We start from the raw sequence: 14,972 nt of genomic DNA on the forward strand, positions 1-14,972 counted from the left end.
TTTGCATTAAAAAAAGCAAGAGACCTTCATTTTGCCTCTCGCCTTTTAATTTACTTATGCGTTTGTAAATATTTCACCACTTCGTCAAAGGAATTGACTGGGACAACCTTCATTCCTGGTGCATATTTTTTAGCTGCTTTTTTAGCCATTTGATAATTAGTCAGATGGCCTTCTTCATACTTAAGAATCTCTTTCGTTGGTTTTATATAAGGGGCAAAGAAAATAGTGGCTCCTGCACGGTGCGCGGCGATTACTTTCTTGTCAATTCCACCAATTTCTCCAACGGTCCCGTCTGAATTTATCGTTCCAGTTCCGGCAATTTTACGTCCCCGTTGCAAATCTTTTCCACTAATTTGTTGATATATTTGCAAACTGAACATTAAGCCACCGGATGGCCCACCGTATTGACCAGCATCAACCTTTACTGGGATCTTAGTCTTAACTTGCATATTGTTAGTAAGGATGATCCCAATTCCCGGCTTATTAGTATTAGCAATTTTAACAAGCGGATGAGTTACAGTTTTAGTTTTCCCATCTCGAGTATAAGTAACCGCTAACGGAGTGCCAACTTTTTTAGCACCAATATATTTTTGAAAGCCTTGAGCGGTATTAAAGTGATGACCATCTACTTTTGTAATTGTATCCCCGACATGAATATCATGTTTAAATTTAGAATTAGGCTGAACTTGCAATACATAAATTCCTAGATAGCGTCGCGTCACTTTTTGGTGAGCAGCATTATAAGCAACTGCAATTGCCTCGTTAATTGAGCTATCCATATAAAATTTTTGGACACGGTCATAAGTCGCACTATTTTGACCACCAGTTACATCCTCTGCACTCTCGATTGACATATAGGGCATCATTTTGGCATATAAATATGTTGCAGGATGGGCGCGTTGAATCGCCACCGACGTCAACATAAAACTCCCCTTATATCGATCAGGGTGTCCCTTTATTTTAACAAAAGACTGTAAATCAGCAGCCGTTCCCGGACTTTCGATATAGGAATTTAGGGGCCAGAACAAAAAGCAGCCTAGTAAAAGGACAAGCCCTAAAATAATTCCTATTCGTCGTAATATTATATTATCTTGCTTTTTCATTGTCTTTCTTAACCCGTAACATTTCTCGTTCCATTAAACGCTTTTTTAGTGCTTCATTAATATTAGCGGGAAGATAAGCTGAGATATCTCCCCCAGCCGATGTTACTTCTTTCAGCAAACTACTAGATAAGTGCTGATATTCAGGCTTAGCAAGGAAAAAGACGGTCTCACACTGATCATCTAAAAAGTTATTCATCGCCGCAATATCACGTTCATATTGAAAATCAGTAGTATTACGCAAACCACGCATTAAGTAATCTGCCCCAATGCGGTTCATTAGATCAACAGTTAAGCCTTCCGTTGTAATAACCGAAACATTATCTAGCCCGCTAACTGCCTCTTTAATTTGCGCTACTCGTTCTTCAACAGTAAACAGCGGGTTTTTACTTTCATTAGTCATTACTGCTACTGCCAATTGATCAAATAATGCACTTCCTCGTTTAATTAAATCTAAATGTCCAAGTGTTAATGGGTCAAATGATCCAGGAAAAACTGCAACTTTCATTATTTTGATTCTCCTTCATATTGATAAATTGTTAAAACCGTAATTCCATATTCTTGACGGCGAATAAAGTTAAAATCAGCTAAATCTGTTGGTAATTTTGCATTCTGATCTGTTTCTGCCACAATCATTGCATCTTTAGCTAGCAAATTATTTTTAACCATTTGCTCAACATCATTAACAATTTGCTGTTTGGCATAGGGTGGATCTAAAAAGACCAAGTTAAATTTCAGCTTGTCTTTTGCAAACAAATTTAATGCTTTATGAGCGTCCATTTTATAAACCTTAAATTGTTCGCTATGTTTTGTAACATCAATATTCTTCTTAATTGTTTTGATTGCTTGATATTGACGATCAACTAAAACCGCCTGACTGATGCCGCGTGATACAGCTTCAATACTTAATCCACCGCTTCCCGCAAATAGATCTAGACTAGTACCGCCATTAAAGTAAGGACCGATTATATTAAATAACGCTTCTTTAACTTTATCAGTTGTTGGACGAGTTGCCATTCCCGGAACAGCACTTAGTTTTCGTCCCCCAAAGTCTCCTGCAACAATTCTCATTTTTTATCATCCTCATCATGTAATTGATAGACCCCCGTTAATTCAAGATCAGCTAACGTCGGGTCTAAATCTGGCCGAGCTGATAATTCAACCTTTTTCACTGCGCGTAATCGACTTATCTTCTCTTTTATTTTTTCGACATCACTTTGGTCTACATACATTACCACATAATGCATTCGTCGGGAAATATAATCAATCCGACCATAACGACGAAGAGCTCGAATCACACGATTATTGTTAATGTAAATTATCAGGGAACGCCGTGGAATTAATTTAAACATTCTTTACGCCTCCTGTTTCAGGAATAAACGGTTTTCCCATAACTAAGCGATCCCGGTTTTGCTGCATGCTAATATTCATTATAATGCCTACCGTTGCAGAAAGAATCAACATACTTGATCCTCCATAACTAATAAATGGGAAGGTAACCCCCGTAATCGGCAAGAGTCCTAGAACTCCACCAATATTAAAGAGTGTTTCAATCGTAAAGAATGTTGCTGAGCCATAACAGATGAGCGTTTGATACAAACTATCTGCCCGCACCCCAACTTGAATAATACGACAAATCAAAAAGAGTAACGTAACTAAAATTGCCGTTACCCCAACTAGACCCAATTCTTCACTAGTAATTGACATGATGAAGTCGGTATTGGGTTCTGGCAAATATCCCATTTTTTGGATACTGTTTCCAAGTCCTACCCCAAATACACCACCATTGCTGATTGCGTAATAGGAATTAACTAATTGGCTTCCTGAACCACTAGCATTTCCAAAAGGATTTAGAAAAGCAACAAAACGCGCAACTTGGTAACCACCGCCTTGGAGCAAACCACTTTCAACAAGTCGTTCCAACCCAAGATAGCCAAGCGCTGGTAAAACAAGAATTATCCCCAAACCAACGCCCCATTTATAGTCAGCCGCTAACAGCATAATTGCAATAATTGCTCCGTTAATCGCCATTCCTCCAATATCTGGTTGAATCATAATCAATCCGAGAAAAACTACAATTATGAGCCAAGGACCTTTAGCATCAGTAGTAAAATGTTGTCCCCGTTGTCTAATTTTAGCCATTCGATCAGCTAAATATAAGATAAAATATAGCTTACAAATTTCCACCGGTTGAATATTAAAGAAACCTAAAGATATCCAACCTTTAGCTCCGTTAACAGCTCGGCTAAAGACTAAAACAATGACAAGTAAAGCACCAACCACCAATGTTGAATCTCGCAAAAACCTTGGCGTTCGATAATGCCGCAAAGGATAATTTGCCATAAATGCCATTACTGCAACTCCCATTACAACATAGATTGTTTGTTTTATTAAATAACCTAATGGGGTTCCACCATTTTGCATTTCAATTGAAGCACTCGCTGAATAGACCATTACAATTCCTACTAAGCATAAAGCAAGATAAGGAACTAAAATATAATAATCAAGGTAGCGGACGTTATTCCATACAAAACGAATCTTACGGAATCTTAATTTCTTTTTCTTCACAAAGTGCACCTACCTAAAAACAAAATACAATCATTATTATACAACAAAAAAAAGCTCGGAAAGCCAGTTAGCCTCCCAAGCTTTTTAAATATTTACTTCCGTGAAGCAGCACGACGACGCTTAGCTTCCTTTTCACGAGCATTTGTGTTAAGAGTCTTCTTCCGTAAACGGATGTTTTCTGGAGTTACTTCACAGTATTCATCTTCATTTAAGAATTCGAGTGATTCTTCAAGGGAGAAGTGGGTAGGTGTCTTAATGTGAGCCATTTCATCAGAACCAGCAGCACGAACGTTGGTTAAGTTCTTACCCTTGGTGATGTTAACAGTAATATCATTTTCACGACTGTTCTCACCCACGATCATACCTTCGTAAACTTCCGTACCTGGATCAATCAATAATTGACCACGACTTTCGATACCCATCATTGCGTAAGTAGTAGCCTTACCAGCATTCATTGACACAAGAGTACCCTTTTGACGACCAGGATTCCAGTTCTTGATAACTGGAGCGTACTTTTCAAAGGTATGACTCATAATTCCATAACCACGAGTCATAGTCATAAATTCAGTTGAGTATCCAATCAGACCACGTGATGGTGCCAAGAAGATAAGGCGAGTTTGACCATTTTCGCCTGGTTCCATGTTCTTCATTTCACCCTTACGTTTAGAAAGGCTATCAATAACTGCCCCAGTATATTCATCTGGAGTATCAATTTGAACTTCTTCAAATGGTTCACTCATTACTCCATCAATTTCACGGTAAATAACTTGTGGACGTGATACAGATAATTCATATCCTTCACGACGTAAAGTTTCGATCAAGATAGAAAGGTGTAATTCCCCACGGCCTGAAACGGTCCATGCACCTGGATCATCAGTATCTTCAACCTTTAAGGACACATCAGTTTGCATTTCACGCTTCAAACGATCTTCAAGCTGACGGGCAGTAACAAATTTACCTTCACGACCAGCAAATGGAGAATCATTGGTCCGGAAAGTCATCTGCAATGTAGGTGGATCAATCCGTAATGGAGTGATTGCTTCGGGGTGTTCTGGATCTGTTACAGTTTCCCCAACATTAATATCTTCCATTCCAGAAACCGCAATCAAGTCACCAGCTTTAGCTTCATTAATTTCCAATCGCTTCAAACCGAAGAAACCAAAAAGCTTAGTAACCCGGAAATTCTTCTTTGAGCCATCAAGCTTCATTAAGGTAACATTATCGCCGACCTTAATCTTACCACGGAAGACACGACCAATACCAATACGACCAACGAAGTCATTATAATCCAAGATAGCAACTTGGAATTGGAGTGGTTCATCAGCGTTATCTACTGGAGCAGGAATTGTCTTGATAATAGTATCAAACAATGGCTTCATTGTGTGTTCTTGAGTAGAAACATCTGAATCGTAACTTGAAGTACCGTTCATTGCTGAAGTGTAAACAACTGGGAAGTCAAGTTGATCTTCATCAGCACCCAATTCAATAAAGAGGTCAAGAACTTCATCAACAACTTCTTCAGGACGAGCACCTTTACGGTCAACCTTGTTAATCACAACAATTGGTGTTAAGTGTTGTTCAAGAGCCTTCTTAAGAACAAACCGTGTCTGAGGCATCGTCCCTTCGAAAGCATCCACAACAAGCAATACACCATCAACCATCTTCATAACACGTTCAACTTCACCACCGAAGTCCGCGTGTCCTGGTGTATCCAAGATGTTAATTTGGTGATTGTCATATTTAACAGCAGTATTTTTTGAAAGAATAGTAATACCACGTTCACGCTCAATAGCGTTAGTATCCATCGCACGATCTTCAATTGAGAAGTGTTCTGGTAAAGTATCTGATTGCTTCAACATTTCGTTAACTAAGGTAGTCTTACCGTGGTCAACGTGGGCAATAATCGCAATGTTACGAATGTCGTCACGAGTTTTCAAAGCTTGATTCTCCCTTTCGTCATATCATTTTTAAGTCGAACAGCAGCGGCCTATCAATCGCCAATTTCATAAAAAAACTGTGACATCGCGGTCACAGCCTCGACAACTAATTGATGATCTGTCGAATATCTCGACTAACCTGCCTCGTTGCTACTAATACAAGATTAGATGATAACACATTAATAGAACTACCGTCAATCGATTTCACAACTAAGCCTAATTCTTCTGCTAACATTCGCCCAGCAGCAAGGTCCCATGGCTTCAAATTCGAGATATATCCACCTAATTGACCAGTGATCACACCAATCATCTCAATGCCAGCACTTCCATACATCCGTAAGCCAATTGCGTCTTGAGCGATTTTCTTTAATGCTGAATCACCACTTAAAGTTAATGTCCGATTCATCGCTAATAAACTTTCGCGTAAGCCTAAGTCAGCTGGCTGGCTAATTTTTTGGTTGTTAACATAAACACCAGCACCCTTGCGACCGTGGTATAGACGATTATTAATTACGTCTAAAATATAGCCAAGCGTTGGTTGTCCATCAACATATAATGCCAACATAACAGCAAAATTATTATGCTGTTTAACAAAATTCATTGTTCCATCAATTGGATCAACAATCCAAACATGTCCCTGCATATTGCTTATTTGCTGGTCGCCAAATCCTTCTTCACTTAAAATTTGACTATCAGGATCAATTTTTCGCAGTTGATCATTTATTAATTGTTCATTTTCTCGGTCAATTGTCGTTACAAGGTCCGTATAATTCGTCTTCGTATCAACCTGGTAATCTTTTTCCATTTTCTGGTATGCATTTTGACCTGCTTGACGGATTATTTGTTGTGCTTTTTGATCTAACTCTTCAATGCTAATCATTTTTTTGCCCAACCATCTTAATTCGCTTATCTGTTGACTCTTGTGCTGCTTTAACAACACGGTAGAGAACATAACCCGAATTCTTTTCAAATTCGCGACCCAATTGTTTCTCTTCAGCCTTTGAGGGAACGACTTGCTTAAAAGCACGATAACAATCTAAAATTTTATCTCTGTCAATCCCAACTTCATAAGCATCTTCAACCGCCCTAAACATGGCAATTACCGTTTCCATCTCTTTAGTTGTCCATGATGGATCAAGCGGATAACTATAGTTTTGTGAATTCATTCTTTGTCCCTCCATTCATTTCCTACTTGTATTATACAATCCAAACGGAAATTTAGGAATAAAAGGCCTAAAAGAATCCAAACAGAAAAAGTTCTTAGTGCTCTCAAAATCGAGTTATTCATCACTAAGAACTTTTCTAATTTAATTTATTAAAATTTAGATGTGTGTTGGGAAGCCAAGCGCAATATCTGCAGCTTCTTGAACAGGTTCATTCAATGTTGGGTGTGGGTGAATTGTTAAAGCAACATCTTCAACATTCATACCACAGTTGACAATCAATGAAAGTTCACCAGCAAGGTCACTAACACCAGGACCGACACCTTGAGCACCAATAACATTCTTCTTACCTTTAGTATAGATTAAGCGGATAAATCCTTCGGCAGCATCAAGAGAAACGGCACGGGCATTACCGGCAAATGGGAACTGTGCAGTAGATACATCAATTCCTTTATCTTTAGCTTCTTCAACCGTCATACCAACTTGAGCTAATTCTGGATCAGCAAAACAAACCATTGGTACTCCAACCCAATCGTTAGCAGTATTCTTACCAGCAATTGCACCAGCAGCAGTCTTAGCTTCAAAGAATGCCTTGTGAGCAAGTGCAGGACCAGGAACAATATCTCCAATAGCCCAAATACCAGGTACATTCGTCCGGCCTTGTTCATCAACAATTACCTGATGGCGGTCGTTTAACTTAACATTTGTCATATCAAGGCCAAAATCATCAGTATTTGGTTTACGACCAACAGATACCATGCAGTAGTCAGCTTTAATGCTCTTTTCGCTACCATCAACTTCATAAGTGACAGTAACACTATTTTCATCTTGCTGAGAATCTTTAGCCATTGCCTTAGTTACAATGTCTACACCCTTCTTTTCAAGATTCTTGACAACAATATCAACCATATCGTGGTCAAATCCACCAAGAATTGAATCGGTACCTTCAATAATCGTTACATGAGCACCAAGATCAGCATAGGCACCAGCTAATTCTGTACCAATGTAGCCACCACCAATTACAACTAATTCTTCTGGTACTTCCTTGAGGTTTAAGCCCCCGGTTGAATCAATAACGCGGCCTTCAAACTTAAAATGAGGAATTTCTACTGGACGGCTTCCTGTTGCAAGAATCAAATTCTTCCATGTGATAGTCCGACCATTATCATTATCCATGAATTGCTTTGGACCAGGCTTAATTACACGAAGTTGGTGGTCATTATCAAGAATTGCCTCTCCATCAATGATTTCAACCTTATGCTTCTTCAAAAGCATCTTAACTCCACGAATCATACGGTCGACAACTTTATGGTCTTTCCATTCTTGAGTCTTAGTAAAGTCTAGCTTTGCATCGGTCTTAGAAATACCGTAAATAGATGAATCTAAAGTTTCTTGGTAACGGTGGCCAGCAGCAATTAATGCTTTAGATGGTACACATCCAACGTTTAAACAAACACCACCTAAACCCGGTTCTCCCTTATCAATTAAGGTAACCTTTTGACCTAATTCTGAAGCTCGAATAGCGGCTACGTAACCACCAGGACCTCCACCAACGATTACTGTATCCTTTTGTTCAACATCAGCCATTATCTAGCCCTCCATCATCAATAATTCTGGATCATGTAATAACTTGTTCATGTAGTTCAATGCATGTTGTGCAAGTCCACCATCAATTAAACGGTGATCGTAAGTCAATGATAACTTCATCATTCGACCAACAACAATTTCACCATCTTCGTTAACGTATGGTTCCTTGTCAATTCGACCAACACCAAGAATAGCAACATCTGGTTGGTTGATAACAGGGGTGAACCAGCCACCGCCAATTGAACCAATATTACTGATACTGATAGTCCGACCAGCCATTGATTCTGGACTTAGCTTGTTGTCAAAGGCTGCCTGAGTATTTTCAGTAATTTCTTTTGCAATCTCAAACATGCTCTTAGAATCTGCATTCTTAATATTTGGATTATAGAGACCATGGTCAGTGTTAGTAAGGATTCCAACGTTGTAGTAGTGCTTGTAAACAATTTCTTGAGTAGAATCATCAATTGAAGCATTTAGTTCTGGGAACTTCTTACATGTGGCAACTAAGGCCTTAACAATGTATGGCAAGAAAGTCAAGTGAATATCTTGTTCTGCAGCAACTGCCTTGTACTTCTTGCGACTAGCCATTAGAGCAGATACTTCAACTTCATCAAATGATGTAACGTGTGGTGAGATATCCTTTGATTCACGAGTAGTCTTAGCGATAATCTTCCGCATATTAGACATTGGTTCACGTTCTTCAAGGTCGGCATTCCATGGCTTGATTGTATTACCAGCGGTCTTAGCTGCAACTGGAGCAGTCTTAGCTGACGCAGCCGTACTCTTTTCTTCCTTAGCTGGAGCAGCTGCCCCATTAAAGTTGTCAATATCCTCTTTAAGGACTTGACCGTGGTTACCGCTTGGTTGAACAAGTGAGATGTCAACACCCTTATCACGGGCATATTGACGAACAGAAGGCATTGCCATTACAAGCTTATTTGGTTCTGCAAGTGGGGCTACTCCACCCTTTGAAGAATTATCTTCTGAAGGAGAATCTGCAGCTGGAGCCGTGGATTCTTCACTTTCAGTAGCTTCTTCACTGCCTGTATCAGTTTCATCATCATCGTCTTCACTTTCGACGTTTGTACTAATGCCAGGCTTACCATCATCAATTTCAGCGAGCTTGTCGCCTTTTTCAACATGGTCGTCTTCTTTTACAAATAATTTTTTGACAGTTCCATCAACTGGAGATACCAATTGAGTAGTTGATTTATCAGTTTGAATTTCAATTAAAGGATCATCAGCTTTAATTGCTTCTCCTTCTTTAACGAGCCAAGAAGCAACATCACCTTCAGTTAATCCTTCTCCCATTTCTGGTAGTCTAAAAATGTATGCCATATCGTATTAACACCCTTTCTATTCCGTACTTTTAGTAATTAATTACTTCCCGTACGGCATCCTCAATATCACGTGCACCTGGAAGCCAAACATTTTCAGTTTGTGGGAATGGATATACTGAGTTAGGAGCAGCAACCCGAGTAACAGGAGCATCAAGGTACATAATTGCACCTTCTGAAATAGCTGATGCAACTTGGGCACCAACACCAGCCATCTTTTGTGCTTCTTGAACAATAACTACTCGGTGCGTCTTCTTAATTGATTCAAAGATCGTGTCAGTATCAAGTGGGTAAAGAGAACGCAAGTCGATAATCTCAGCAGAAATATTGTCCTTAGCTAATTTCTTAGCAGCTTTTTGTGCTTCTGATACTTCACCGCCATAAGCGATAATTGTAACATCAGTACCTTCTTGAACAACATTTGCTTTGTCCAACGGAACAGTATACTTGTCATCAGGAACTTCACCTTTGACTGAACGATAGAGACGAAGGTTTTCAAGGAAAAGAACTGGATCGTTATTTTCAATTGCAGAAATAATCAAGCCCTTAGCATCATAGGCAGAACTTGGTGCAACAACCCGTAATCCTGGAATACCAACGAAGAAGTTTTCAAGATCATCCCCGTGCAATTCAGCAGTATGAGTACCACCACCATAAGGAGTCCGAATAGTAATTGGTGCATGCTTAGTTCCATTGTATTGGAAACGGATCCGTGACATTTGAGCAGCGATAGAATCCATTGCTTCAAAAGTAAAGCCCATGAATTGAATTTCTGGTACTGGACGCCAGCCAGTTGCTGCTAAACCAATTGACATTCCTAAAATACCTGATTCGGCAAGAGGGGTACTAAATACTCGATCAACACCGTATTTTTCTTGAAGACCATTAGTAGCACGGAAAACACCACCGTTTTTACCAACATCTTCACCGAATACTAAAGTCTTAGGATCTTCGGCTAAAGCGATGTCAATACCTTCAGTAATAGCTTTGATATAAGTCTTTTTAGCCATGATTACTTCGACTCCTTTTCTTCGTACTTCTTAATTTGTTCTTTAATGTCTGGAGTTGGTACTTCAAACGTCCGCTTCAACATATCGCTAACTTTTTCAGGTTCTACTGAATCAGCTTCTTTCATTGCTTCTTTAAAGCTTTGTTTGCATTCATCAGCATACTTTTGTTCTTCTTCTTCAGACCAAAGTCCCTTTTTCGTTAGGTACTTGCGAAGACGAATCAATGGATCTTTATCAAACCATGGCTTTGTTTCATCCTCAGTCCGGTAACGAGTAGGATCATCACCTGCTGAACTGTGAGCACCGAACCGGTATGTTAATGTCTCAATTAGCACTGGTCCATTACCAGCAGCAGCAAATTCACGAGCTTCCTTTGCAACTTCATAACATGCAAGGACGTCCATTCCATCAACTTGAACCCCTGGAATTCCAGCAGCAACAGCCTTTTGAGCAATTGTTTGTGCTTCAGTTTGCAACTTTCGTGGGAACGAAATAGCCCATCCATTATTTTGAATAATAAATACACCAGGTACTTGGAATACACCAGCAAAGTTCATTCCTTCATAAGTATCCCCTTGTGAACTTCCACCTTCACCAGTGTAAGCATAGGCAACAGTGTCCTTCTCACCATTCTTCTTAATTCCAAGAGCACCACCAGCCATTTCGACCATCTGTGCTCCGATAATGATTTGTGGCCGGAGAGCACGTGCATCAAAAAGGTTACCTTTGATGTGTCCTTTTGACCATAAGTACATTTGAGCAACAGTTGCTCCATGTTGAATTAATTGTGGCAAATCACGGTATGCCGGAAATAGGAAGTCTTGCTTCTTAAATGCGGCAGCGGTTCCCATTTCAGAAGCTTCTTCACCCCAAGTTGGAGCATAAAAACCTAACCGACCTTGCTTTGAGAAACTCATTGTTTGTTCATGCAAGGCACGTTCCCAAACCATTTTTTTCATTAAGTCAACTAATAATTCATCACTGAAATTAGCCATTAATTCTTTGTTAACAACATTTCCGTCGTTATCAAGAATTTGTACGGGTTTTGCATAAGGTACCCCTTCATTGGCTTTAATCTCAGCAAAATTGACAGCTTTGGTATTGGCCATATTCAACATTCCTTTCCAAATCCAATTAACATCATGTAAGCGATTGCTTACCTACATTTATAGTATAACCGATTGCCTAAATAATACAAGCGCTTTCATAAACTTAATGGACAGAATTATTAAAATGGTCCAAGTGAAGTATACGTTTTTTCAAAATTTATAGTTAAATATTGTTATCCTCATATTCATTAGCAATTTTAAATAGTTATGATAGACTATAATATGATTGAATTTTTATATGGAGGCATAGTGAGTAATGTATTTAATGAAAGATATTACCCGTGATGGCAATCCCGTTTTACGTAAACGAGCTGCTAAGGTCTCATTTCCCCTATCTGATGAAGACCAAAAATTAGCAAAGGATATGATGCAATACTTAGAAGTAAGCCAAGATCCTGAATTATGTGAAAAGTACAAGTTACGAGCTGGAGTTGGCCTTGCCGCTCCTCAAGTTGGTGTTTCAAAGCAAATGGCTGCTGTCCTTGTTCCCGCACCTGCTGAAGATGAAAAGCCCTTATTTAAGGACGTTATCATTAATCCAGTAATCGTCAGTGAATCGGTTCAATATGGTGCTCTTACTGAAGGTGAAGGTTGTCTTTCAGTTGATAAAGACGTGCCTGGCTACGTACCACGACATGACCGCATTACATTACGTTATCAAGATGTTAACGGTGAAACTCATAAGGTACGATTAAAGCATTATCCAGCAATTGTTTGTCAGCATGAAATTGACCATTTGCATGGGGTGCTATTTTACGATCATATTAATAAAGATCAACCATTTGAGGCGCCTGCAGATACAGTAATGATTAGTTAATTTTTACAAAAAATGGTCGAGAGAAAAATATACTTTCTCCCGGCCATTTTCACTAATTACTATTTTGATTTAATTTTTTTAAATCTTCAATGTACTCAACAGTTGCTTCATTTATCAAATAGGCAATATCGATATGCAAAATCCCTTCATATTTCCACCAATCGGTTATAATAAACGGTTGAGAGGCTTTGGGAGCTATCTTTAAATGGTGTCGTTTTGCGTATTCATCAAGTTTTGCTGCTAGTTTTTGACGTGTGAAATCATCAAGATTAATATTTTCTTTTTTATAATCAAAATGGTATTCAAAAGCAAGCACACCTTTTCCCCAAACATCGGCAACAATTTGAGAATTCAGATTTTTATTCCAATGTAACATTTCTTTCAAACTAGTATTTAACGCTGCATCAGTAACGTCTTGAGCGTTTTTCTGTACCATCATCGTTGCTCGCTTAAGAAATACGCGATGGATCGTTAAATAAAGGGCAATAACAATTATTGCTGCTAAAATACAGATTAAGAAGATAACCATGACTATCACCTCTTTGGCCTTTACCTTTATTTAATAATACCATGTTAGGAAAATTTAAGACACTTTTGGCCATCTGTGATAGAATAATAAAGTAAATTACTGCATAATATCTTTAATTAAGGAGTTTTTAACAGTATGACTTTTAAAGTATACTACCAAGCTGATAAGACAAAACGCCCAGTTCGTGAAAACACTCAATCATTGTATATTGAAGCTGATTCAGAAGCTGAAGCACTTTTAATGGTTGAACACAACACTGACTACAATATTGAATTTGTAGAACAACTTGATGAAAAGGCCCTTGCTTACGAAAAGCAAAACCCTAACTTTAAGTTGACGACGTTCTAAGCTTTTAATCATTAACAGAGGCTGAGAAAAACGCTTGTTTTTCTCAGCCTCCAACTTTCTTATGAATATTAGAAAATACTGAATTAATTATTCGAATATAAATATTATTTTGCTTTTTGGCACCATTCAAAGGAGGAATATTGATGAATTATTCAATCATCCTCAACCGTCATGCTGGTAATGGCAATGCAGAAAAGGCATGGTCGTCAATTAAACCGGTCTTAGATCAACAACAAATTGATTATCACATGGAAACAACTAAGTATCCTAATCATGGAGAATACCTTGCCAGCCAAATCGCCCAATCTCATAATGCGAGATCAACAATTGTCATTGCGATTGGTGGTGATGGTACGCTACATCAAGTTGTTAATGGACTTATGAAGACGGCCAAGCGATTGAATAAAAAGCCACTTGCGGTTGGATATATTCCTGCTGGGACAGGAAATGATTTTGCCCGCGGTTACGGGATTTCTATGCATCCACAAAGGGCATTAAATCAAATTTTAACTGCAGACGCACCACAAAAAATTAACATTGGTCATTATCATGAGGCGATTCGGGGTGAAGAAGGTTATTTTCTTAATAATTTAGGAATTGGTTTTGACGCGGCAATTGTTAGTCGTGCTAATACGTTTAAGGCTCATCACAAGAAAAATCATATTGGGCGTTTCACCTACCTCCAAAAGGCAATTGGAGTAATCTATGATCAAGAGCCCTTTACCCTGATGATTCAAGCAGGGCGTGAACGCTTTATTTTTCCTAAAGCTTACATCGCAATTACCAGCAACCATCCATTTATCGGTGGTGGATTTAAAGTTGCACCAAGCGCTTCGTTAAAGAAACCATCATTGGAATTAGTCGTTGCTGAACGAAAAGGTTGGCCTATGACAATTTGGCAATTGCTACAGTTAGCCCGGGGTAAGTTAGATCAATCAAAATTTGCCCACCACTTCCAAAGCGATAATCTCCACATCACAACTACTTCACTAGAATTTAGTCAAACTGATGGAGAAGAAATAGGTAATCGTTTTATCGACCTCACCCTAGACATTAGTCAATATCCAATTTGGCAAACAACAGAAAAATAAGTTAAAAGCAGTAAGCCCAGAAGATAATTTTTCTTCTAGCGCTTACTGCTTTTTTGTTGATCTTTTTATTTTATTAATCTTCAGAAGCTTCCATCGCTTCCAAAATAATCCGTAACTGACTGCATTCTTCCCGTAAAGATTGCATCTCTTCACCGTATTTTGGTTGAATAGTAACAGTCTGAGTGCCCGTATTTTCTTGTCCCTCTTGTTTACATAAATCATCCAAACGGGACTGTGCACGGTATAAATCTTCTTCAATTTCATGTTTGTTACTCATATTTAACACTCCCCAATAAATGTGAAATATTTTTAGAGCAATACTGGAATTGCAATATAAGTAAGATAACACGAGCATAGAAGAATGTTAACCCTTTTT

At 38.7% G+C, this 14,972-nt stretch carries 17 protein-coding genes; 3 read left to right on the plus strand and 14 right to left on the minus strand.

Translation table 11 applies throughout. The features are described 5' to 3' along the window. Nucleotides 1-50: 50 nt before the first annotated feature. From CBG10_RS10225 to pdhA, 12 genes are all read right to left on the minus strand, one after another. Nucleotides 51-1,103, minus strand: a complete 1,053-nt coding sequence (locus CBG10_RS10225; RefSeq protein WP_094512507.1) for a SepM family pheromone-processing serine protease — start codon at nucleotides 1,101-1,103, stop codon at nucleotides 51-53. Further along, entirely contained in the window at nucleotides 1,087-1,608 is a 522-nt protein-coding gene (gene coaD / locus CBG10_RS10230; protein WP_003668252.1) for a pantetheine-phosphate adenylyltransferase, read from the minus strand. Before coaD ends, CBG10_RS10225 begins: the two co-directional genes overlap by 17 nt. Continuing rightward, entirely contained in the window at nucleotides 1,608-2,171 is a 564-nt protein-coding gene (rsmD, locus tag CBG10_RS10235; protein ID WP_019252614.1) for a 16S rRNA (guanine(966)-N(2))-methyltransferase RsmD, read from the minus strand. Before rsmD ends, coaD begins: the two co-directional genes overlap by 1 nt. After that, complete coding sequence (locus CBG10_RS10240; protein WP_094502562.1) at nucleotides 2,168-2,452, minus strand: YlbG family protein; 285 nt, start codon at nucleotides 2,450-2,452, stop codon at nucleotides 2,168-2,170. Before CBG10_RS10240 ends, rsmD begins: the two co-directional genes overlap by 4 nt. Continuing rightward, the gene (locus CBG10_RS10245; protein WP_094502561.1) at nucleotides 2,445-3,668 is read right to left on the minus strand and encodes an FtsW/RodA/SpoVE family cell cycle protein; all 1,224 of its coding nucleotides are present in this window, start codon (nucleotides 3,666-3,668) and stop codon (nucleotides 2,445-2,447) included. The genes CBG10_RS10240 and CBG10_RS10245 overlap by 8 nt, the downstream gene beginning before the upstream one ends. Nucleotides 3,669-3,760: 92 nt before the next feature. After that, nucleotides 3,761-5,605, minus strand: a complete 1,845-nt coding sequence (gene typA / locus CBG10_RS10250) for a translational GTPase TypA (protein WP_019252617.1) — start codon at nucleotides 5,603-5,605, stop codon at nucleotides 3,761-3,763. A 106-nt stretch (nucleotides 5,606-5,711) separates the two neighbouring features. Next, nucleotides 5,712-6,485 (minus strand): inositol monophosphatase family protein, encoded by a 774-nt coding sequence (locus CBG10_RS10255; protein ID WP_094502560.1) that lies wholly within the window; start codon nucleotides 6,483-6,485, stop codon nucleotides 5,712-5,714. Then, entirely contained in the window at nucleotides 6,478-6,771 is a 294-nt protein-coding gene (locus CBG10_RS10260) for a UPF0223 family protein (protein WP_003674372.1), read from the minus strand. The genes CBG10_RS10255 and CBG10_RS10260 overlap by 8 nt, the downstream gene beginning before the upstream one ends. A 156-nt stretch (nucleotides 6,772-6,927) precedes the next feature. Next, entirely contained in the window at nucleotides 6,928-8,355 is a 1,428-nt protein-coding gene (lpdA, locus tag CBG10_RS10265) for a dihydrolipoyl dehydrogenase (protein WP_094512508.1), read from the minus strand. Between the two features lie 3 nt (nucleotides 8,356-8,358). Continuing rightward, nucleotides 8,359-9,693: a 2-oxo acid dehydrogenase subunit E2 gene (locus CBG10_RS10270; protein WP_094512509.1), complete on the minus strand. Its 1,335-nt coding sequence runs from the start codon at nucleotides 9,691-9,693 to the stop codon at nucleotides 8,359-8,361. A 31-nt stretch (nucleotides 9,694-9,724) separates the two neighbouring features. After that, nucleotides 9,725-10,702, minus strand: a complete 978-nt coding sequence (locus CBG10_RS10275) for an alpha-ketoacid dehydrogenase subunit beta (RefSeq protein ID WP_094512511.1) — start codon at nucleotides 10,700-10,702, stop codon at nucleotides 9,725-9,727. 2 nt (nucleotides 10,703-10,704) lie between these two features. Continuing rightward, nucleotides 10,705-11,811, minus strand: coding sequence for a pyruvate dehydrogenase (acetyl-transferring) E1 component subunit alpha (pdhA, locus tag CBG10_RS10280; RefSeq protein ID WP_094508659.1), 1,107 nt, complete (start codon nucleotides 11,809-11,811; stop codon nucleotides 10,705-10,707). Between the two features lie 256 nt (nucleotides 11,812-12,067). On the opposite strand from pdhA, the gene def reads away from it, so the two are divergent. Further along, the gene (gene def, locus CBG10_RS10285) at nucleotides 12,068-12,628 is read left to right on the plus strand and encodes a peptide deformylase (RefSeq protein WP_094502557.1); all 561 of its coding nucleotides are present in this window, start codon (nucleotides 12,068-12,070) and stop codon (nucleotides 12,626-12,628) included. Between the two features lie 52 nt (nucleotides 12,629-12,680). On the opposite strand, the gene CBG10_RS10290 is transcribed toward def, so the two are convergent. Next, on the minus strand, nucleotides 12,681-13,157 hold the full coding sequence (locus CBG10_RS10290) for a hypothetical protein (RefSeq protein WP_094508657.1): 477 nt from the start codon (nucleotides 13,155-13,157) through the stop codon (nucleotides 12,681-12,683). Nucleotides 13,158-13,292: 135 nt separating this feature from the next. Here CBG10_RS10290 and CBG10_RS10295 point away from each other — a divergent pair, with 135 nt between their 5' ends. Next, on the plus strand, nucleotides 13,293-13,505 hold the full coding sequence (locus tag CBG10_RS10295; RefSeq protein WP_003666803.1) for a DNA-directed RNA polymerase subunit epsilon: 213 nt from the start codon (nucleotides 13,293-13,295) through the stop codon (nucleotides 13,503-13,505). A 143-nt stretch (nucleotides 13,506-13,648) separates the two neighbouring features. After that, nucleotides 13,649-14,596: a diacylglycerol/lipid kinase family protein gene (locus CBG10_RS10300; RefSeq protein ID WP_094512512.1), complete on the plus strand. Its 948-nt coding sequence runs from the start codon at nucleotides 13,649-13,651 to the stop codon at nucleotides 14,594-14,596. A 73-nt stretch (nucleotides 14,597-14,669) separates the two neighbouring features. Here CBG10_RS10300 and CBG10_RS10305 read toward each other — a convergent pair whose 3' ends face one another. Beyond that, nucleotides 14,670-14,873: a hypothetical protein gene (locus CBG10_RS10305; RefSeq protein ID WP_003668273.1), complete on the minus strand. Its 204-nt coding sequence runs from the start codon at nucleotides 14,871-14,873 to the stop codon at nucleotides 14,670-14,672. Nucleotides 14,874-14,972 lie beyond the last annotated feature (99 nt).

It is taken from the genome of Limosilactobacillus reuteri (assembly GCF_002254085.1).
Taxonomy (GTDB): Bacteria; Bacillota; Bacilli; order Lactobacillales; family Lactobacillaceae; genus Limosilactobacillus; species Limosilactobacillus reuteri_K.